Genomic DNA, 21,327 nt, shown 5'->3' with positions numbered 1-21,327 from the left:
ACTACCGAGTACTCCATACTAAGTACTGCCAAACATGATTACCGTATCAGATAAAGCCAAGGAGAAAGTTGAGCGCCTGCGCAGCGATGCTGGCCTTACCGATGCTTTCCGCCTGCGGGCTTCGGTTTCGGGCGGAGGCTGCTCGGGCCTTTCGTACAAGCTCGACTTCGACGACGAAGTGAAGCCCATGGACCAGGAGTTTGAGGATAAAGGCGTGCGCGTGGTGGTCGATATGAAAAGCTTCCTCTACCTGGCCGGCACCGAGCTCGATTTTTCCGACGGGCTCAACGGCAAAGGCTTCTTCTTCAACAACCCCAACGCTTCGCGCACCTGCGGTTGCGGCGAGAGTTTCTCGGTGTAATTCTCTAGCTGACGCTAACAAAAAAGGCCTTCCTACTTTTGGGAGGCCTTTTTTGGTTAATGACCTAGGGCCTCTCGGCTGGCTGACTACAGTACAAAAAGGCTGAGTGCTTGGTTGTAGCCCTGCACGAGCTGGGCCTGCGCCCATGCTAAACGCAATAACACCGCCCCCCTATTGCTTCTGCTACTTAACACAAACGCCCCGGCCATGGCCGGGGCGTTTGTGTTAAGTAGTATCGAGGTTACCGCTTTACAAACCGATGTTTTACCTGTTGGCCGTTGCTTAATATGTGCAGGAAATACGCTCCGGCGGCGAGGTTATAAATTCTGATTTCTGCAGGCCCGGCAGCATTGCCCTGCAGTTGCACCTGCCCTAGGTTGTTGCGCACTTCCCACTGCCAAGGGGTAGCGGGTGCATCGATGCGCAAGACGTCACTTGTCGGGTTGGGGTAAATGCTTACCACTCCGGGCAGCAGCGCGGCTACCGTTACCACAGGCGAAAACTTCGATGAACCATCTTTATCAACCTGCAGCATTCGGTAATACAGCGTTCCGGCCGGCGCATAAGCATCCAGCCAAGTATACTCGCGCAGGGTAGCACTATGCCCTGCTGCGGCTACCCGCCCAACCAGCTCAAATCGTTTGCCATCGGTGCTGCGCTGCACCTCAAACCCGCTGCTGTTTAGCTCTTGCGCAGTTTGCCAGCGCAGTTGTACTTGATGCTTTTGCCGGGTAGCAGCAAAGGCAGTAAGCTCCACGGGCAACGGGTTGTTTGCCCCCACTGCACTTGCCAACGCAAACACGTAAGGCTGTGCGCTCAGCCCCGCCGGGGCAACGGCCGAAATAGCTCCGTTGCTAACCGTGCCCTCCAGGTCGCTGAAAGTGCTTTGCTCTTTGTTGGCAGCGGCTACGCGCAAGCCTGCAGGGTTGGTCACAAAATCGTCGTTGCTGATGGGCAGCGCAATGCTGGCCTGGGCAATGGCCGCGGTACCACCTAGGCGCTGTACCCGGTAATGCCGCACCGCCGACACGCGCTCGAGCGTGGTCGGCAAGCCTAGGGCAGGCGCGCCCTGCTCTAAAGCCTCTACCAGATACGTGGCGGTACCGGTGGAAGCCGGAGAAAGGGTAAGCGAAACGGTGCGCAGGCGGTCGGCGGAGCCTACCGGAAAATCCAACGTAGGGCTGCTGGCCGGTTGCTCAGTTCCCGTGGATGCCACCATGGCTACCTCCCGGATCATGGGGCCGCTTACGTAACTGCTGGTTGCGCTAGCAGGGCTCAGGACCACCGCGTTCGGAGCCAACGTTAGCGGAGCGCCTGCGTTGGTGGTGAGTTTGCCGCTAAGCAACTCCAGGCCGCCATTATTAGTGGCCGTGGCAGCGCCTGCGTTGAGCGTAACGGGCGTGGCCAAGGTCAGGCCATGGCTGTTGTTGAGTTGCAACAATACGTTGGTTCCCAGGTACGATGCCCCCGTGGTGGCACCTAGGGCGGTGCCGCTGATGGTTTGCGGCGCACTTCCGCCGAATATCAGGCGCGGACGAGCGGTGGCGCTGCTCGGCGAAAAACGAAAGTTGCCGTTGTTGATCAGGTTTCCGCGCAGCGTAACATCGGCGTTCAGGTTGACCACCAACGTCGCACCCGCGTCGATTTCCAGGTTGCCCCGGATGGTAAGCGCGTTGGTGCCCGACGACGAGTAAATGATATTGCCCGCCACAGCCCGAAAGGCTAAGCGCCCGAACGTACGGCCGTTTAGCGAAAGGGTGGAGCTGCTGGTCCCAACGGTTTCGAAGGCAAATAACCCATTTTCGGTACCCTCGATAGCCGAAAGATTATCAAGCAATGCGGATACCGAACGGTTGGTCCGATGCACGTACGCGCCACCGTTGTACAGCACAAAATTGCTTCCGGCAGTGCTCACATCCACGGGCGTACCTGTGCCCGAGCCCGAGTTGTTCACGAACGTGGCCCCGCTGTGCAGTACCAAGGCATCGGTGCTGCGTGTAAAGCGGAGGTACTCATCGGTAGTATTGCCGCTAGGCAGCGTTACCGTGATGGCTGCGCCACCGTTGGGGTTCACCACCATCGACGACAAGCTCAACGGTGCTGGCGCTCCGGTTGGCAGCACCACTTGGTAGGCCGATGTCACGAACGTATGATCCAGCAACAGGTCGTAGCCGTCGGCAGGTTGTAGGTCGGGGCTCCAGTTGTTGGCATCGGCGAATGATATTTTGTCGCCGCCGCCATCCCAACGCAACAAGGTTTTGGGCAAGGTTACGTTTACCTGCACCACGTTGCTTCGTACGGTGGTATTGCAGGGCGCTCCGTACTCCGATTGCACTACAACGAAATACGAACCTGCCGCCGAAATATTGGGCGTGTAAGTAGGGCCAACTTCGCCAGCAATAGCCGTAAACGGCCCCGCAGCGCTGGTACCCACAGCCCATTGCCGCCTGATGACCCCGGCCGCTTCGGTGGCCGTAAGGGGGGCACCGCTGCTACCTAGGGCCACGCTCTGCGCGCCGACAGGTGATATGCTCACACTGGGTTTTGCCACTTGCAGCGCCGCCGAGCTGGCACTGCTGATGCTAGGGTTGCTGGCAACTACCCGCACCAGGTAGCCCGAACCGGCCGCAACGGTTGCCGGCACAACAGCCGCAATAGGCGAAGCGCCAGCACTGCCAATGCTGGTTGGGTTGGCAAAGTTGCCGCTGGCATCGGAGAGCTGGGCCGTAAATACGTTTCCGGTTCCGAAGTTGCCGCTGGCAGCAAACGCCACGCTCAGGTTAGCGCCGGCACATACCGTGGCCTCTGAAAGCGTAGGAGCACTAATGCTGAAATTGGCGGTGTTGATACTGCCGGTAATGGCAATGTCATCAATGCCAAGGCCCACCACCCCGTCGGAACCTAGGCTCTGAAAGCGGATTTTCACCTGCGTTGCGCTGATGCCCGACAGATCGATGGTACTCACGGCCGTAAGCGTGCTGGAGCTTGGCGTGCGGGTGTAAGTACCAGCCGTCCAGGTAGCGCCGTTGTCGGCCGAAACCGTAACGGTAATGGTATTCTTAGTCGCGTCCGTCCCGTTAAAAGTGCGCAACCTAAAGTTGAGCGACTTGGAAGTATAGTTAGCAAAGTTGAGCGTGGGGGTAATCACCGTAGCCGCACTGTTCTGCAGGCGCAGGTAATCGTTGCTACTTACGGTTTGCGTCGTCACGTCGCCGCTGTAGCTCCAGGCTCCGAAATCGGAAAGCCGCCCGGTGTGTACCGGCGTAATTGCGGACTGGCCAAACGCCCGGCCGCTGCCTCCGATAAGGAGCAACAGCCAGCACACCCTTAGCACAAACCCAAACGCCCGAAAAGTAGAAGAGGTTGAAATCATAGAACGACTATCTGGTTACAACTAATTCTGGATAGCAGCCCTAACACTTCCTGATTTACAGAGTTCAACCAAATTGCATTATTCTTTTACTGTCGAGCTGTTTCACATTGATACACAAACAAAAAGCCCCTGCCGGCAGGCAGGGGCTTTTTATGTATGGGTGATGAGCGGTTAGCGCTTCGTCACCTTGCGGGTTACTTTCTCGGCACCGCTCGTGATGGTTACCACGTAGTTGCCGGGTTGCAGGCTGCTGGTGTTGAAGGTGCCGTTAGCCGACAGCTTGCCACGCAGTACAATGCGGCCCAACAGATCGGATACTACCACGTCGGCATCGGCACCACCCTGGCTCAGGCGCACGTTCAGCACGTCATCCACGGGGTTCGGATACACTGCTACGTCAGCCACGCGGCCGTTCTTCACGGTGAGCACCGGCGAGTAGTTCACCTTGCCATCGTTGTCGAGCTGCTTCAGGCGGTAGTACGAAACGCCACCTAGGGGCTGCTCATCAACAAGGCTGTACTCGTGGCGCTGGGCCGAAGTACCATGACCTGCTCTGAAGCCGATGCTGGCGAATTCGCTGCCGTTCTGGCTACGCTCTACCTCGAAGCCACGGTTGTTCTTCTCCTGCGCAGTAGCCCAGTTCAGGTACACCTTGCCGTTGCGCAGCTTAGCATCGAACGACACCAGCTCAACCGGCAGCGGAGGCTGCGGAGTGCCAGGCACGCGGATACCAATGATGGGGTCGGGTACCGTCGGGGTCTTGTAGTTCTCAGCCGTCTGCACCGCAAAGTCGGTGTTGCCCAGGCGGAATACGTTGTTGAACTCGAAGATGTAGAAGTAGTAGTCCTTCGTCGGATCGAGGTTCTCGATAACAGCTTGCAGGTTGGAGCCAGCGTATACCGAGAAGTAGCCAGGAGCCAGTTGCGGACCTTCGCCGTAGCGCTGGTTGCCGGTCTGGTACGAGGTGCCGTCAACGGGTTGGTTGGCAGGCGGCAGAGCTGCGCTTTCGCTGGCCACAATCAGGCGACCCTCGCCGTAGCCCTCGGCCACGTAGTTAGGCGGCAACAGGAACTCAACCGTAGCGGTGCTGCCCGAGCGGGTTACGCGCAGGGTGCCATCTTGTACGGTAGCCTCTTTCGTGGGCTGCGTGTCAATCGAGCGACCCGTAAGCAAGCCGTTGTTCTGGAAGAACTGCAGACCGGAAATCGCGAAGTCGCTGCTCTGGTAGCGCAGCTGACCTAGGGCGCTGCCCAGGTAAGTGGGCTTGTAGCGCACATAAATCTGCTGATTCACGCTGAACGTGGTAGCGTTCGGGTTGATCGTTACCGAGCTCTGGTAAGACCCTTCGACGCCGGTGAGCGAAAACTCGAATTGCTGCGTGTTGCTCGGGTTGAACGTGTTAGGCTCAACCGTAGTCGAAATGGTAATCGGACGACGCACGCGCTCGGCACGCAGGTTCAGTTGTTGCGCAGCCGAGGTAGTGTTGATAACTACCTGACGAACTTCGTTGAAGGCATTAGCCAGGAAAATCGTCGGCTGGCTGGTGCCCGTTACGGGTTTGGCCACACCCTGCGCAGGGTCGCTCGAGTGCAAAATGCTTTCGGCATCGTCGCGGGCGTTCGGCGGCAGGTAGCGGATATAGATTGTTTTCGCAATCAGGTCATTGCCACGGTCTGCCACAAACTGCAGCGAGTTACCGGTAGCGCCATTCAGGAAATCAAAATCAGATGATTTGCTGATCTGGAAGAAAGGCGGCGCCTGCACCGTCAGAGGCTGGAGCAGGTTCGAACCCTCAACCGTATAGGTCTGCACAGCAGAAGGTTCGCCGGGTACCGTTGAGAACTGAACAAGGTCGCCAGATACGTTGATCACCGAGTTGCCGGCCAAAACAGGCGAGGCCGTAACCGTTACAACGCGGTTGATAGCGCCGGCGCTGCTGGCCGTGATGTTGCCGCTGAAGCTGGTAGTGCCAGTAGCGAACGGACCAGCCAACCGAACTTCAATCACGCGTACCAACGATCCATCAGCTTCGGGGTTGATGCTCAAAGTACCGTTCACGAAACCGCCGCTAGCCGTAGCATCGCGGAATACGATGTTGCTCGACGAGCCCGTGAGCACCAGCGGTTCGGTCAGGTTGATGGCGCGAACAGTAAAGCTGAGCGTTTGCCCCGAGCCCGAATTCGAAACCGTCTGGAAGTTTAGGTTGTCGGGGTTTACCGTAATGGTGGGCGTAGTAACGGCGTTTGCCTGACCTTGCACCGACACATTGCGGGTGATGCGAGGCGCTACAAACGAGATATTTCCGCTAAACGACCCAGCCGTATTAGGCGCAAAAATTACGTCAATAGTAGTTTGCGCCACGCTGCCGTTTACGATCGGCAAGGCAATAGGACCGGGACCGAAGTTGTTGGTGCCCGTACGAATCAGGAAGCCGTTCGGAGCTCCTACCGAAAGGGTACCAGTGCCGTCGTTCGAAAGGAAGCTGCCGCTAACCTGAATGCTCTGTACCGGGCTGCTCGAACCCTGATCAATGGTGCCGAAGTTCAGGCTGGTAGGCGACACGTTAAGCACAGCTGCCGGAGCTTCGCCCGCACCGGATACCGAAACGGTTTTGCTGGGAGCTCCCGCGCTGCTGAAAGTTACCTCGTCAACGTAGTTCTGCACCACGGTGGGCGCGAACACTACATTTACGGTGCCACCGCTTGCTGGCAGCGTAGTGGTGGTACCGTACGCACCGCCGTTGCTAACCTGGAAGCCAGCCGGAGCCGTCACCGTAATCGGATTGGTCAGCGACAAGCCCGTTACCGTGATGGCCTGCGGTGTGGAGGTAGTGTTGATGGTTTGGGAGCCAAAACCCAGTGCCGTGGGGCTTACCTGAATTTCGGGCTGAGCTGCAGTACCCACGCCAGTTAAGCGGATAAAATCCGAATAGGCGAATGCGGGCGGCGGCGAGGGACGCGTATTCGATTGCGCGTACAGGAAATTCAGATCCGGATCAATCGTACCTACCTGCGTCGGGCGGAAACGAGCGTACACAGTGGTGTTGCTCACGCTGCCGGCAGTGGGAGTAAGCGAAATTGTGCTTGCGAAACCGGAACTCGGGCTCAAGCTTACCTCGAACTGGTCGGGTGCGATCAGTTGCAGGGGGTTACGTAGGCCCGATGCCGATAAAGTGAAAGTTCTGTTGCCCGACACTTGGCCAACGGCCACACTGCCAAAGTCTTGCGGGTCGCCAGCCTGCGTTGGCGTTAGCGTAATCGTCTGCGCAAAGCTCGCAAACGACACGCTTAGCAACGTGAACAAAAGCGCGCAAAACTGCCAGCTGCTAGCTCGCCTGATTGCGCTTAAGTAAGCGTTTTTCATATATAGGGAAGGAATTGGTTACAAATGTTTCGTTTTTGGTTTGAGCGTGATTACGCTTGACATTGAAAAAGGGTATTTACTTTTCCAATAATTAGTTTTACTTTTTCTGTTTTAAGAAAACTATTCTGTTCAAAGCAGTACCTCGCCCCTCATATCTTGTGCCACAATGCTGAGCAAAGGCTTTAAGTGTAAAATTAAATTCCTTTGTCCCAAATTTTATGTACGGATTGAATTTCTTACCGTTCAGCTAGTTATTCATTCCTTTCACTTGCAAAGTTGGGGAACGTAACGCTAAGTACCTAAACCTACTTTACTCCTTGCATAGCTCGGATAAACACGCCCACAAAATGAACTCCGCCGCGCGGGCCCTATGCCTAGGTCCCGCGCGGCGGAGTTCATTGCCGACATGGCTAGTATTACTTCCAATCCGGCAGCGTAGCGTTTTGGAACAATAGTTTACGGTTGCCCCCATCAGCGTCCATAATCCAGACGTCAGGCGGCGTGATGTTATCATTGGCAACATTCACGAAAATAATCTTCGAGCCGTCGGGCGAGTAGCGCGGGTACAAGTCGTTGGTGCCCGCGGCTTTCTTAGCCGATAAGTCAACTACCGCCGAGCCGTCGGTGCGGGCAGCGAAAACGTGGGCGTCAAGCTGGCGGCCGGTAACGTTATTCACCCCCGATACATCCCGGGTGTACAGCCAGTTTTTGCCATCGATGCTGTAGCAGGGCGAGTCGGTGCGGCCGGGCAAATTACCTAAGGCCATGCCCAGCAGGGTGCCGTTGGCGCGGTAGGCATACACCTCGGCATCGAACACGTTCGATCCGATGGTTTGCACCATAATTTCGTTTTGCAGCTCCGACCAATCCATCTCCCGGAAGTGGCGCCCCACGGGCGCCGTGGCCAGAAGCGTAAGACCGGTGCCGTCGCGGTTGATGCGGTACAGCCGGTCGTAGTGGGCGTAGATCAAATGGGCCCCATCGGGCGACCAGCGGTAGGCGTTGCCGGTGTTGTGGTAGCCGTCGAGCGGAATGGAGGTGATACGCCGGCCATCGGAGCCGTCGCGGTTCATGGTATAGAGCTGAAACTGCCCGGTAACGTTGCTAACGTAGGCAATCCGGTCGCGGGTGGGGCTGAGTTGCGGGGCCGTTTCGATGCTGGCCGCGCTGGTAAGCCGAATCGTTACGCCATCGGCTGCCCCATCGGAGGCGTACACATCGGTGTTACCGTTGGCTTCGCGGGCAAACAAATAGCGCAGCTCGGGCATGGGCTTGGTCGTGAACGTCCAGACGTCGCCGCGCACGGTTTCGCCGGCCTTATCGCGCACGGTTACCTGCCAGAAATACGTGGTACTAAACTTCAGGCCGGTTACTTGCACGGTGGTGTCGCGGCTGTTGGTGAGCAGTGCCTGCTGCTGGCTGGAGTTGCTCTGGTACAGCACCACATCGTAGCGCAAGGAGTCGCCCGCGTCGGGGTCGGTGGCTTTCCACTTCAGCTTCAGGTTTACGTCCTGGTTGGTGGCGGTATTGCCGGGGAAGGGTTTGGTGGGGGCGTTGGGGCGCTGGTTGTTCGTCGATTGCTCGAGCACTACCGTTACAGCGGTGGCTTTGCCCTCGCTCACGGTCACGTTTACGGTTTCGGTACGGTAGCCGGCGCGGCGCACGTTCAGGGCATACTTACCAATCTCTAGGTCGCGGAAGCTGAATTGACCGGCGGCATCGGTGGTGAGCGACGTGGAGGCCGGGTTGGTGCTGATGGCCACGTTGGGAATGGGCGCGTTGGTGCGGCTGTCGCGCACCACGCCTTCGACGTGCCCAACCAGCAGAGGCTCCACGGGGTCTTCGGTGCAGGCTGTCAGCAGCAAGGCAAACAGCCATGCCCACATGCGGAGCGGGCGCCAGGCCAAAGCATAGCGAGTAAAAGAAACAAGCATGGTGGAGGGAGTAAGTGGTAGAGGTAGCAATACAGCGGGGTAAGCATGCATGGGGTAAGCCGCTGCCCGCACGGGCCGGTTGTCCGGGCACCTAGGGCGTGGCAGCCTGAGCGGCCAGCGCTGGGCCGGCTAAGCGCACCACCTTGTGGAGTTCTGCGTGCGTCGGGTAGTGCAGCGAAAGCAAATACCGAAGCGCGCGCACTACAATTGACTGGGCGGTACGGATGAGGTAAGGTAAAATATAAATTCAATTATTCATATGTATTTGCTTTTAGCGGCCACCGGGCCTAACCCGGGCCAGCGCCACCTAGGCGGTGCGCTGGCCCGGGCGGCCGGTAGCTACCAGGCCTTGCCCTGCTCAATCGTGATGTTGATGCCGTTGCCGCGCATCTCCACGGTGTAGCCTTTGGGCGAGGCAGGCGAGGTTTCCACCTGATTCAGCCGGTTGTTGCTGCCTTGCTGCAGTATGGTGTACTGCCGCCCGTCGTTCACCACTTCGCTGCTCACAACGTTCTGGCTGCCGCGTTGCACCACTTCAATTTCGTTGTCGTTGCCGACTACCGAACTGGCTACGCGGTTGCGACTGCCCCGCTGATGCACCGAGGAGCGGTTGCCGCTGCCGGTTTGGCTTAGCTGGGCCTCGTTGCCGGCGCCTACTTGCCGGATGTAAGCCAGATTGGAGAGCAGCCCCGGGTTGTTCTGAACCGATTGGGCGTGGTTGCCTACCCCCTGCTGGTGCAGCGTAGCCACGTTGTTCGCGTTCAGGGGGCTCGGTGCCGATGCGGGCAGCCGGTCCAATCCGATTTCCTCGGCCAGCCGCTGCTCGGCCCTGCCCGTTTCGCTTTCCCGTTGCTGAGCCCAGGCCGGGGCCGCACCCACTAGCAGGAGCCCCCCGGTCAAAAGTGCCAATAATTTGCTCATGGCTCTGGCTAATTGGGCACGCCGTAACCCAGCAAACCGGACCCGCTTGCCAAGCAAGCGGATCCGGTGCTAAGGGTGTTTATAGCGCACCCGCGCTTAGCTATTAGTCGTGGTCTTGGCGAACGATAGCAGCGTTGCCGTTGCCGTTCTGCACCACTTGGCTCCACTGACGGTCGGCGTTGCCCGAGCCGGCAGGGCCGTTGCCCTGGCGGGTATCGGCAAAGTTGCCAGCGCCCGAGAAAGCAGCGTTGGTTTGCTTCTGGTGCGCGAAGTTACGGTCGCTGTCCTGGTCGATGAAGCCGTAGTTGAAATCACCGTCTTGATCTTGCACTGCGTAGTTTTCGGTCACGTTAGCACCGGCAGCGCCCTGCTCTACGATAGCCTCCTGGCGGTAGCCATTCTGATCCTGGTCAACGTAGTTGCGGGTGCCGTACTGCGAGGAATAAGCTACGTTGCCGCCTCCAACTGGGAACAGGCCACGCTGCGTCTGGTAAGCGTCGTTACCCGTGCCGTTCTGATACATATCGGCGCTGTGGTCCGAGCCGATCTGGCTTACGCTGCCGTAGTTGCCGCTACCAACCTGCTGCAGATACGAATCGTTATCTACCAGTACGTTGTTACGGCTGGTGGCACTGATTTGCACATTGCTTGGCAGTGCGCGGATGCCAGCCGTCCGGCCTTGAGCGGCGGGCTTAGCGTTGGGAGTAGTCTGGGCGAAAGCAGCACCCGAGAACAACAGAGCAGCGGCAAGAAGTTGGATTTTCTTCATGATGTAGGAAGGTTTGGGAATGGGTTGTACTATAAATTTGGTAAGTAATTCTTGTCTTTTCCGGATAGACAGTTCAAATATATGAACGATATCTAATATTCAAATACCGACGAGTAATTTTTTTATTCAATTTTTTCTTGGGATAGTTAGATATAGATTGGGTAATGTGCAATACACTAATTATCAGCTAAATAAAACATCAACTACTTGGCAGTGCGTGCCGACGAAGCAGCGCCCAGGTAGTAAGTGAGCCCCAAACGGCCGCCCCAAGTGTAGTCGTTGTAGGAGCCGTGCGGCATATTGTCGAGCTTATCGCTCAGGAAATAGCGGTTTTCCAAGCTGGCATTCAAACCCAGGCGCTTGGTCAGGAGCAGTTCGGCCCCTAGGCCAAATAAGGTATGCGGCACGGGGGACGTTGGCGCCCCGCCGCGCACGCGCAAGGGCAGCGTTACGCCGCCGCCCGCAAACACCACGGGCGTAAACGCATCAAGCGGAAAGAGCCGGTAGCTTATGCCACCCTCGGTATAGTTAAGGGTACGGTCGAGGTACTTTTCGGCGGAAAGCTGGCCCCGGCCCACGGCTGCAAAGGCGCTCCAGCGGCCCGTACCCAGCTGGTAGCGCACCGTAAGCGCGCCCTGCGGCCGAATAAGCGGGTTGGCAAAGTCGCCGCTGTAGCGCTGCAAACCCGCCGAGAGGCCAATGCCTAAGGTGCTGCGGCGCGGGCGCATATCGCGGCCGAGCACGTCAACGGTTAAGTTTTCTTCTTTTTCCTGCAGGTAGGCGCGCATGCCGGGGCCGTTGGCTTCCTCGGGGTTGCGGGGGGCCCACAGGCCGTCCCTAATGCCCTCGTACACCATGGCCCGCACCGATTTTTCGATGGCCTCCTTCACGGCCATTTCGCTGGGCTCGTTGTAGGTAAAGCCGGTTTCGGTTTCGAGCAGGCGCTTGAAGTTGACGAAGCGAAACAAGCCCGCATCGACCTGCTGCGACAGGATGGTTTTGCTGGTGTACACGGTTTTGAGCACGCGCCCGTTGGCCGTGCTGATGGCCCGCAGGTACACCGTAACACGGTCTTGGCGGTACTGGCCCGAGGCCCCGGCCCCAAAGTAGCGCAGCCCGGCGCCGCCCGTCAGGATGTTGGCATCGTACGAGATGATGCCGCCTTCGAGAATTACGCCCGCAAACAGCAGCGGCGGCAGCGGCGGCTGGCGCTGGCCCGTTTGCTCGGAGTATTCGGCGCGCGTCGAGCGGATGATTTTGCGCTCGTTCAGCAGGTTGCTCAGGTTTTCGCGCTCAATGGCATCAAACCAACGCGATTCTTCCAGGGCGCGCATCAGAATGGTGGTGGTGCCCTGCGTTACGGCTGTGGAAAAGCTGGAGCCGCCCGAGGTGGGCTTGTACTGCCCGGTTTGGTCGCGAAACTTGTACACGGCCACCACCGCTTTTTCGCGGGGGGCGGGCAGGTCGCGCAGCTCGGCGTTGGCGTTTACTTCGGCACCTAGGCGTGCGGGTTGGGTGCCCAGGGGTTGGTGGAAATACGGCGCGCACCCGCCGGCCACGAGCGTGGCCGCCAGTGCCAGCCGGTGCGCAGGGCGCAGCAGCGGAGTGTTCATACGTGGTGGGGAGTGCAAGAAAGCTGGGAGGTGGAGGAGAAACCGCAACCGCTGCACCACCTAGGGCACGTTGGGGATGGTAACGGTGGTTTGGTTGCCGGTACCCGAGTCGGTGATTTTGATGGTGACGCCGTTGGAGCCGGGCACCACCTCAATCTGGTACACGCCCACGGTATAGTTGCCCGGCTTTACGGGGCCCGTGCCGCTGCCAAACTGCGAGGTAATGAAGCGGTTGGTAAGCTGGGCCAGCAGCTGCTTGTTCAGGTTGTCGGCGAAGCTGGTGAGCGGGTCGGCGTTGTCGCGGCCGTCGCGGCCGTCCCGCGCGTTGGTATCCTCAATGGTGTTCTGGGCCGAGGCCGAGCTCAGCAGCCATTGGTAGTTGAAGGTGTTGCCGCCCCCAAACGAGGGGTTTTTCGGCTCGTACACAAGATCCTGGGCGGCGGCGGGGCGGGCCAGCAGCCCCAGCAGCAACCACATACACGCAGTAAACCATACTTTCATAAACATCGGGCGGGGGTAAGGTGGCAGAATAAAACGGGCGGCCTAATACTGCCCCGTGCCGCGCAGCTCGCCTTGCTCGAGCTGCTGGCTGAGGTTGCGGGCCGATTCGAGGTAGCCGTACACGGCCGCGGCGGCATCGGCAGCCGAGGCCTCAATCACGTCGTAGCGGGCCTGCATGGGCATTTCGAGCAGCTCGGTGTTGTCGACGGACACGGCCACCAGGGCCGAATTGCCCATGCGCGCCGGGCGCTCGGCAATTACCACGGAGTACTCGGTTACGCCGGGCGGCGGCTCGAACACGGCGTAAAAGGCATCGTAGAAATCGTGGCCGATTTTGGTGATGGTTTGGTCGATAACCAAGCCTGCCGACTCCGGACCTAGGGCCTTGGGCGCACTCCGGCGCACCGAGTCGGCGCTGAGCAGCAGCTGCAGGGCCTCCTCCAGCTTTTTAGGCGGCAGCGGAGCCGATTTGTTCTCGCGGGCGGGCACCGTGGCCGCGCGGCTGGGCGCATCGGCTCGGGTGGGCACTTTCTTCTCGGCCTGAGCGTGAGCGGGCAAGGCAGCCAGCCAGCCCAGCGCTACGCTGGCCACTGCCAACAGCCACGGGCGCCACCAGCAAACGCTTGGTACCGGGGGTGTGGGCAAGGCGGCGGGCGCTTTCATAACACCTAGGGTTAGGCCCCATTGCTAGGGCAGCTACAACAAAGAGGCAGAATCATTCATTGCAGCATCCATCAATACATAGGATAAATGCTATTGTGTAAACGTAATCGAATATTCTAATTATTCAACATTTTGAATGTATTTTCCCAGAAAGATGAAACGGCATGTGCAAAGTGCAAGCTCGTCGGTTGGCTTGGGCGCCCGCCAAAAAAGCCGCCCGGCCTCACCTTGCAGGCGGGGCCGGGCGGCAGCACAGCGGGCTAGGGCTCGGCCCTATTCCCAAAGCGGGTAGTGCTCGAGGTTCACTTCCTGCCCGAAAAACAGGCGCGTGCTTTCCTCGAACGACGGCGTAAAATCGGAAACGTAGAAGTGGTGCTGCGGCAGGCGCTCGGCCGGCGCCCCCGACAAGCCGTGCGCTTGCAAGAGCTGCTGCAAGGCCAAAGCAACCGTGTCGGATGGGTCGAGCACATCCACGCGGCCTTGGTAGTAGTCGGCAATCTGCTCCCGAATAAGCGGGTAGTGCGTGCAGGCCAGCACCAGCGCCTCAATGCCCTCCAGCGCGGGGTCGGATAAATACGTGTTGATGACGCTTTGGCTGACGGCCCCGCGCACGAAGCCTTCTTCGATCATGGGGGCCAGCAGCGGGGTGGCCAGCGCGTGCAGCCGAATGTCGCGGTCGAGCTGGTCGAGCTTTTTGCGGTACACGTTGGAGCCCACGGTTTGCTTGGTGCCAATCAGGCCCACTTCGCGGTTGGCGTAGTGCAAGCCTACTTGCTGCACAATCGGGTCGATTACGTTGAGCACGCGCGCCTTGGAGCCCACGTACTCGCGCACCAGCTCGTAGGCTGCCGCCGAGGCCGAGTTGCAGGCAATCAGGATTACTTTGCAATGCTGGCGCAGCAGCAAATCGCAGATTTTCACGCTGTAGGCCTGAATAGCGGCCGTCGACTTGTCGCCGTAGGGCAAGTGAGCCGTATCGCCGAAGTACACCAGCCGCTCGTGCGGCAACAGCTGGTTTACGGCACGGGCCACCGTGAGGCCGCCAATGCCGCTATCGAAAACCCCGATAGGGCGCGAATCGGGCGTGCTGGATGCAGGTACTGACATGGGCCCGAAGGTACGGCGGTTTCGTGGTGCACAGGCCCTAGGTGCCCGCGGGCCGGGCCGGGTGCAGGCAAGCGCCTGAGCGGCAAGCCAAACTGTTGGTGCGCCGCCTGGCAAGCCCAGGCAATGCGGTTTGGCGACAAACCGGCCCGAATGCGCCGCGTGCTTCGGCGTGGTTGCATTTCCGGGCAATTGTGTATGTTGCTCAGCAAACTACTGCTGCTTTTATGAACCGAAGCGTCATTCTGGAGGAGATAGACCAGGCGCTTGCTCATTACAACGCCGAACAAGGCCGCCCGGTCGCCATCGAGCTTGGCGAACGGAAATACACGCAGCTGGTGCTCGATGTAGCCGGCCTGCACGCCGATGGCGGCGAACTGACCACCAACACCGGCCGCCCCCTCGCCTACAAAGGCCTCGAAATCCTGCGCGACGACGTGCACGTGGACCGGGTAAGGGTGATTTAGGTGTTAGCTGTTAGCTGTTAGCTGTTAGCTGTTAGCTGTTAGCTGTTAGCTGCGTATGGCCGACCTAGGGGCCGGGTTGTGCGGGCGTGCACTTTTCTCAAGACCCCATACCTAGTACCCAGTACCGAGTACTCAATACCCAATACTCCCTACCAGCTACCTTTGCAGCATGAATTTGCTGTCGGCTGAGAATATATCGAAGAATTACGCGGACCGCTGGTTGTTCCGCGACTTGTCGTTTGGGTTGCAACAAGGCCAGCGCACGGCGCTGGTAGGCGTAAATGGTTCGGGCAAGACTACCCTGCTGCGCGTGCTGGCCGGGCTGGAGCCACCCGATACCGGCCTGGTGGGCGTGCGCAACGGCGTACGCCTGGGCTTTTTGCCCCAGCAACCCACCTTCGATAACAACCTCACCGTTCAGCAAAGCATTTTCGCGGGCGAAAACGCCACCCTGGCGGCCGTGCGCGACTACGAGCGCCTCATGCTGAAAGGCGATGCGGCCGACCCCACCGAGCTGCAGCACGCCCTGCAGCGCATGGACGTGCTGAACGCCTGGGACTACGAAGCGCAGGTGCGCCAAATCCTAGGTCAGCTGGGCATTCACGACCTGGAGCAGCGCGTAGGCTCGCTCTCGGGCGGGCAGCAAAAGCGGGTGGCCCTGGCCCGCCTGCTGATTGAGGAGCCGGAGGTTATCATTCTCGACGAGCCCACCAACCACCTCGACCTCGACACCATTGAGTGGCTCGAAAACCGCCTGGCCTCCCCCACCCTCACGCTGCTGATGGTAACCCATGACCGGTACTTCCTCGACCGCGTGGCCAACGAAATTGTGGAGCTCGACCGCGGCCAGGTGCACCGCTACCAGGGCAACTACGCCTACTTTGTGGAGAAAAAGGCCGAGCGCGAGCTGATGGAAGCTGTGGAGGTAGAAAAAGCCCGCAACCTGCTGCGCAAGGAGCTGGAGTGGATGCGCCGCCAGCCGCAGGCCCGCGGCACCAAGCAAAAAGCGCGCATCGAGGCTTTTTATGAAACGCAGGAGAAAGCCAAGGGCCGCGGCCCGCAGCAGCAGGTAGAGCTATCGGTGAAATCGACGCGCCAGGGCAACAAGGTACTGGAGGCCAAGCACCTGATGAAGCGCTTCGGCGAGAAAACCGTGCTCAACGACTTCAGCCACGTGTTTCGGAAGCAGGAGCGCCTGGGCATTGTAGGGCCCAACGGCGCCGGCAAAACCACCCTGCTCAACATTCTTACGCAGCGCCTGCAGCCCGACAGCGGCGAAGTAGAGGCCGGCCAAACCACCGTGTTCGGCTACTACACCCAGCAAGAGCTGCAGTACACCGACGACCAGCGCGTGATTGACGTGGTGAAGGAAGTGGCCGAGGTGGTGGAAATGGCCGACGGCTCGGTGCTCACGGCCTCGCAGCTGTTGCAGCACTTCCTGTTTCCGCCGGCCCAGCAGTACACCTTGGTGGACAAGCTCAGCGGGGGCGAAAAGCGCCGCCTGCAGCTGCTGCGTGTGCTCATCAAAAACCCCAACTTCCTGATCCTCGACGAGCCCACGAACGACCTCGACATCGTGACGCTCAACATCCTGGAAGACTTCCTGCTGAACTTCGCCGGCTGCCTGGTGCTCGTATCGCACGACCGGTACTTTATGGACCGGCTCGTGGAGCAGCTGCTGGTGCTGGAGCCCGGCGGGCGCGTGCGCCTCTTCCCCGGCAACTATACTGATTACCGCCAGTTCCTTAAGGATCAGCAGGCCGCCGAAGCTGCGGCGGCTGCGGCCAAAGCCGCCAAAGCCACGGCCAGCGCCGCGGCGGTTGCGGCCCCGGCTGCCAGCAAAGCGCGCCGCGCCACCTTCGCCGAGAAAAAGGAATACGAGCAGCTCGAAGCCGCCATTGCCAAGCTCGAAGACGAGAAAAAGCAACTCGTGGAGCAGATGAACAGCGGCAGCGGCAGCCACCAGCAACTAGCCGAATGGGCCGCCCGCCTGCAGCAGCTCGATGCCGACCTCGACGCTAAGGGCGAGCGGTGGCTGGAGCTGGCGGAGCTGGTTGACTAACGGCCGGCAGCGCCCTAGGTGCCGCCTGGGCCGTGGCGGGCTGGTAGCCGTTGGGGCGGTAGCGGAACTGCGTGAACTCGGCAGCCAGCGCGCGGCCGCCCACCGGCAGCACCACGCGTAGGCGGTCGGCGGCATCGGCGGTGCGCAAAAACCGCACGCGGCCGCGCACGGCAAAGCCCGCGTCGAGGGTGGTTTTGCGCAGCAGGTCGGTTTCGGTGGCGCGCAGCTCGTCGCGGAGGGCGGCGGCGCGCACGGCGTGGTCGGTGCGCTCTTGCTGATAGCCGTTCATTTCGGCGTGGTAAGCAGCGTTGCGGGCGTCGCGCTGGGCGTCGGTTTCTTTGCGCTTGCGGCTGCTTAGGTCCTGGGCTATTTCGTTGATGCCGGAAAGGATTTCGACCGCCGGAATGGCCGTGGATTTCTTCTCGTGGAAAGCCGCGCTTAGCTGCAGCTGCCGGATGGTTTCTTCGGGGTCGATGGCCGGTACGCGCACCGGGCCAACCGCAGCGGCAGCGTTGGGCGTGGCAGCCGGCGGAAAGCTGGCCAGCAGGTAAAACTGTTCGGGCGCCACCACCACGGCGCGCGCGCTGCGGTTGCGCAGCGTTACATCGAACTCGAGAAAGTTGCCGGCCGTGGAAGCCGCGGCCATGCTCACTTCCACGCTATCAGCCTCGTCGGAAACCATTTCTAAACCGCCTTCCCAGCGTGTGGCATTGCTGGCGGGCTTCAGGGCAATGTGGTACTGCGGCACACAACCGCCCAATTGCAAGCAGGCACCTAGGAGAAGTAGCGGAGTAGAAAGACGCATAGGCTTGCGGGGATAAAATGGCAGTAAAACCCGCAGAAATATTCGTGCCATTCTATACTACCGAGGCAACTTCTATCTTGCTTTTGCTTCTGTACAATTGCTCACTTCAGCTCACCCACAAGCTATGAAAGTTCAACCCTACTTGGTGCTCTCGCTGGCACTTATCAACCTAGGCACGCTAGCTACTCTGCCCGCCGTGGCGCAAGACGAACCCGCACGCCGGCCTATGGTTATGGATGCCATTGCCACTAACCAGGACCAGGCCAAGCCCAGCCCGGCAGCTACGGCCACCGGCAAGGCCGGCAAGGCCAACGTTACCATCAAGTACAGCAGCCCGGCGGTAAAAGGCCGCAAAATCTGGGGCGAGCTGGTGCCTTACAACCAGGTGTGGCGGGCCGGCGCCAACGAGGCCACCACCATCACCTTCGACAAGCCCGTTACGGTGGAGGGCAAGCCGCTGGCCGCCGGCACGTATTCGTTCTTCGTAATCCCTACGGAGCAAGCCTGGACGGTTATCTTCAACAAAACCGCCAACCAGTGGGGCGCCTACAAGTACGACCAGGCCCAGGATGCGCTGCGCGTAACCGTAACGCCGCGCAAAGCCGCCATGATGGAGCGCCTCGCCTACACCGTTACCAGCCCCGGCGTGGTGCTGCGCTGGGAAACCATGGAGCTGCCCATTGCGGTGAAGTAACGGTTTGGCCGCCTATTCTGGCCCAATTACGCTTGAGCCAGCTTTTAGCGTTGCCAGCCTTCCGATCTTTCCAATAAAAAGCCCTCCAGCACTACCGCTGGAGGGCTTTTTATTGGCAATGCTAATTTCAGCAGCCCCGGGCAAAACACTTGTTATTGAACGATAAGTCGCCCCGACGCTGCCCCATTCCGCACCATGTACACGCCCTGCGGCAAGCCGGCGGGCAAGCGCAGCTCTAAGGTTCCGGAAGCGGGTAGCGTGGTACGCAGCACTACTCGCCCCGTAAGATCGAGCAGGTACAGGGGCTGCCCGGGGGCGGGCCCGGAAACCGTTACGCGCTCATGCACGGGGTTAGGCCAAAGCTGCAAACCAGGAGTAGCAGCGGGAGTTAGAACCACGATTTGGACTGGCGAAACGGTTTCGGTGCCGTCTTGGTCGATCTGGCGCAAGCGGTAGTACACGGTGGTAGCGCCGTAGCCGCTCAGGCCGTTGTCGGCGTACTGGTACGAGGTGGCAACCGTGCTATTGCCCCGCCCCGGCACCCACCCTACCCGCCGAAAGCTGACGCCGTCGAAGGCAGCTTCTACCGCAAAACCTTGGTTGTTCCGCTCCAGCGCGGTAGTCCACGACAAGTGCGCCACGCCACCCCGCGCTTCGGCCCGAAAAGCCGTTAGCTCCACCGGTAGCGTGCCAGCCAGCGTAATGTTGGCGTTGTTGACGGCGAAAAAGACGTTGTTGACGGCCTGAATTTTCAGGCGTCCTTTCGTGGTGTTGAGCCTAGGTAGCTGTATTTCGGCGCTGCCATCGTTGGTCGTGCTGGCCAGCAGCACCGTAGGGAAAGTATTGCCCCCATCGGCCGAAAACAGTACCTGCACGTTGGTGCAGTTTACGGGTACCTGGTTGGTACCGAGCACGTTCCAATTGAGGGTATAGGTGCTACCCGGTGCCAGCGTCAGGGCCGTGTTCGGAGCCGTTACACTAAATGGCCCGGCATCGGCTACGGTTAGGGCCGTATTGGCGGCTGCTACCCCGCCCCGGTTGTCGCGGGCAGTGAGGCGGAAGTTGAGCGTACGCGCCACCAGCGGCAGTATTTCGCCTAGCGACGAGCTGCCCGAAAGCACGGCCGCCATGCTTGGGAAAGTGCGCGCAGGACTCGGCTGCGGTGCAAAGCTGCGAAACAGCGGCGGGCCCGAAACATCGGTAGCGGCGCCGTCCAGGCCGCTGGGGTCGCCTAGGTCCAGCTGCTCCCACGAATACCCCAGGGCGTCACCGTCGGAGTCCGAGCCGCTGCCCTCCAAGGTAAACGGGGTGCCCTTTGGAATGACGTAGCCGCTGGGCGGCACGCTTACGCTGGGCGCGCTGTTGCCGTTGGCCGTGAGGGTACCGCAGCGCAGCCGCCCCATTATGGCGCTGATGCTGCCGGCATGAAAGTACCGCACGGCGCTGCCTACGTTATCGGGGGCGCAACGCGAATCGTACGACATGATGGTGTTGCCAGCGCCGGGCTCGTAAGCCAGGCTGGCGCTGCGGTTGCCGCTCCCACAATTGCCTTTGTCGCCGTTGAAGGTATGGCCAGAGCCCAGCTGATGCCCGATTTCGTGCGTTACCACGGTAGCCATCAGCCCGGCCGACGCGCCCGTGGATGAACCTCCGGCCGGGCGCGTAGAGGAGCACACTACGCCCACGTACGCCACGCCCGAATACCCGCCCGAGCGGTAGCCCAGCACGTGCCCGATATCGTATGTGCCAGCACCTAGGGCGCTATTCACCACCGCATCGTTGGCGTTCATCAGCGCCGATGGACTGCCGTTATCGTAGGGGTCGGAGTTGGCATCGAGGTAGATAAGCTTATCCGTATCGGCTACCAGCTGCAAGCGCATCGATAAGTCGCGCTCATACACCGCATTGATGTTATTGACGAGCGTAACCATGCTGGCCAGGGCACCGGCAACGCTGCCGCCGCCCAGGCTTTGCACGTATTCGCCGGTGGCGGCCAGTGCCAGGCGCAGCGTACGCAGCTGCGTTCCGTAAGGAGCCGGCGCGGTTGGGGGCGCACCGCCCGCGGGGCGGGCACCGTTGCCGGGCAGCTCAATGGCTTGGCAGCTGAACTCAGCAGGGGTTTGCTGGCGGCTTTGGTAGCGGCCAGGCGTCTGGGCTTCGGTACCGATGGCCAGCACGCCTTGGGGAGTGGTAACCTGCGCGTGCAGTCCGGTGGGCAGCCACTCCAGCCGCACCGTAGTGGCCGGCTCATCAATGCCGCGGCCGGCGTAGGCCTGTATCTGCGGGTAACGGGCAGCAAGCGCCGGCTCCATCACGGGCACTTGGGTAATGGCAAAGCGGTGCAGGGTGCCATCGGGGTACGGCAGCTCGAGCGGTACGGCCTGCTGCGGCCTTGTTTCGGCTGGCGCCTGTGCTAAGCGCGAGCGAAGTTGGGCTGCATCGAGCGCGTACCAGTGGCCGCCCGGGGTTGCAGCCCGAAGCGCATCGGGAGCGGGTACCTTTTGCCAAAGCGCGCCGGTGATTTGCCCGTAGCCGATGCCTGGCAACCCAAGCAAAACGCCAGATATAACGCTTGCCTTCAGTAAGTTGTGTATCATAGTCGTGAGGTAGAGCAGTGTGCGGCTCTGCCGGGCACGCTACCGGCCAAGCGAAGCTGCACAGCGGCAAGATTACGCCACAGCTTTTATCTGCCCCCGA

15 protein-coding genes are annotated in these 21,327 nt (G+C 60.1%); 4 read left to right on the top strand and 11 right to left on the bottom strand.

Translation table 11 applies throughout. The annotated features are described in order from the left end of the window. The first annotated feature begins 34 nt into the window (after positions 1–34). Positions 35–361 carry a HesB/IscA family protein gene (locus OIS50_RS02200; RefSeq protein WP_264692695.1) on the top strand — a complete coding sequence of 109 codons (327 nt, stop codon included), beginning with the start codon at positions 35–37 and terminating at the stop codon, positions 359–361. Between the two features lie 241 nt (positions 362–602). Here OIS50_RS02200 and OIS50_RS02195 read toward each other — a convergent pair whose 3' ends face one another. From OIS50_RS02195 to murI, 9 genes are all read right to left on the bottom strand, one after another. Then, positions 603–3,734 (bottom strand): T9SS type A sorting domain-containing protein, encoded by a 3,132-nt coding sequence (locus tag OIS50_RS02195; RefSeq protein ID WP_264692694.1) that lies wholly within the window; start codon positions 3,732–3,734, stop codon positions 603–605. Between the two features lie 171 nt (positions 3,735–3,905). Beyond that, positions 3,906–6,785 carry a T9SS type A sorting domain-containing protein gene (locus tag OIS50_RS02190; protein ID WP_264692693.1) on the bottom strand — a complete coding sequence of 960 codons (2,880 nt, stop codon included), beginning with the start codon at positions 6,783–6,785 and terminating at the stop codon, positions 3,906–3,908. A gap of 728 nt (positions 6,786–7,513) precedes the next feature. Continuing rightward, the gene (locus OIS50_RS02185; RefSeq protein WP_264692692.1) at positions 7,514–9,031 is read right to left on the bottom strand and encodes a beta-sandwich domain-containing protein; all 1,518 of its coding nucleotides are present in this window, start codon (positions 9,029–9,031) and stop codon (positions 7,514–7,516) included. 339 nt (positions 9,032–9,370) lie between these two features. Then, a complete protein-coding gene (locus tag OIS50_RS02180) occupies positions 9,371–9,952 on the bottom strand; it encodes a hypothetical protein (protein WP_264692691.1) in 582 nt (193 codons plus the stop codon). Positions 9,953–10,055: 103 nt separating this feature from the next. Next, on the bottom strand, positions 10,056–10,721 hold the full coding sequence (locus OIS50_RS02175) for a hypothetical protein (RefSeq protein ID WP_264692690.1): 666 nt from the start codon (positions 10,719–10,721) through the stop codon (positions 10,056–10,058). Between the two features lie 203 nt (positions 10,722–10,924). After that, positions 10,925–12,334, bottom strand: a complete 1,410-nt coding sequence (locus OIS50_RS02170) for a CsgG/HfaB family protein (RefSeq protein ID WP_264692689.1) — start codon at positions 12,332–12,334, stop codon at positions 10,925–10,927. Positions 12,335–12,394: 60 nt separating this feature from the next. Then, positions 12,395–12,841: a curli production assembly/transport component CsgF gene (locus OIS50_RS02165; protein ID WP_264692688.1), complete on the bottom strand. Its 447-nt coding sequence runs from the start codon at positions 12,839–12,841 to the stop codon at positions 12,395–12,397. Between the two features lie 36 nt (positions 12,842–12,877). Then, a complete protein-coding gene (locus OIS50_RS02160; RefSeq protein WP_264692687.1) occupies positions 12,878–13,498 on the bottom strand; it encodes a curli production assembly/transport protein CsgE in 621 nt (206 codons plus the stop codon). 273 nt (positions 13,499–13,771) lie between these two features. Next, positions 13,772–14,605, bottom strand: a complete 834-nt coding sequence (gene murI, locus OIS50_RS02155) for a glutamate racemase (protein ID WP_264692686.1) — start codon at positions 14,603–14,605, stop codon at positions 13,772–13,774. A 224-nt stretch (positions 14,606–14,829) separates the two neighbouring features. Here murI and OIS50_RS02150 point away from each other — a divergent pair, with 224 nt between their 5' ends. Beyond that, on the top strand, positions 14,830–15,069 hold the full coding sequence (locus tag OIS50_RS02150; protein WP_264692685.1) for a hypothetical protein: 240 nt from the start codon (positions 14,830–14,832) through the stop codon (positions 15,067–15,069). Between the two features lie 169 nt (positions 15,070–15,238). Continuing rightward, on the top strand, positions 15,239–17,131 hold the full coding sequence (locus OIS50_RS02145; protein WP_264692684.1) for an ABC-F family ATP-binding cassette domain-containing protein: 1,893 nt from the start codon (positions 15,239–15,241) through the stop codon (positions 17,129–17,131). Here the strand turns inward: OIS50_RS02145 and OIS50_RS02140 are convergent. Continuing rightward, the gene (locus OIS50_RS02140) at positions 17,088–17,936 is read right to left on the bottom strand and encodes a hypothetical protein (protein ID WP_264692683.1); all 849 of its coding nucleotides are present in this window, start codon (positions 17,934–17,936) and stop codon (positions 17,088–17,090) included. The two genes, OIS50_RS02145 and OIS50_RS02140, sit on opposite strands and share 44 nt — an antisense overlap. 124 nt (positions 17,937–18,060) lie before the next feature. Between OIS50_RS02140 and OIS50_RS02135 the strand changes: the two genes are divergently transcribed. Next, positions 18,061–18,630 carry a DUF2911 domain-containing protein gene (locus tag OIS50_RS02135; protein WP_264692682.1) on the top strand — a complete coding sequence of 190 codons (570 nt, stop codon included), beginning with the start codon at positions 18,061–18,063 and terminating at the stop codon, positions 18,628–18,630. A gap of 152 nt (positions 18,631–18,782) precedes the next feature. Here OIS50_RS02135 and OIS50_RS02130 read toward each other — a convergent pair whose 3' ends face one another. Next, entirely contained in the window at positions 18,783–21,227 is a 2,445-nt protein-coding gene (locus OIS50_RS02130) for a reprolysin-like metallopeptidase (protein ID WP_264692681.1), read from the bottom strand. Positions 21,228–21,327: the final 100 nt, after the last annotated feature.

Source organism: Hymenobacter sp. YIM 151858-1 (assembly GCF_025979705.1).
GTDB lineage: Bacteria > Bacteroidota > Bacteroidia > Cytophagales > Hymenobacteraceae > Solirubrum.
The sequence above is the reverse complement of the archived record's forward strand: the minus strand, read 5'-3'. Positions and strand labels throughout refer to the sequence as shown.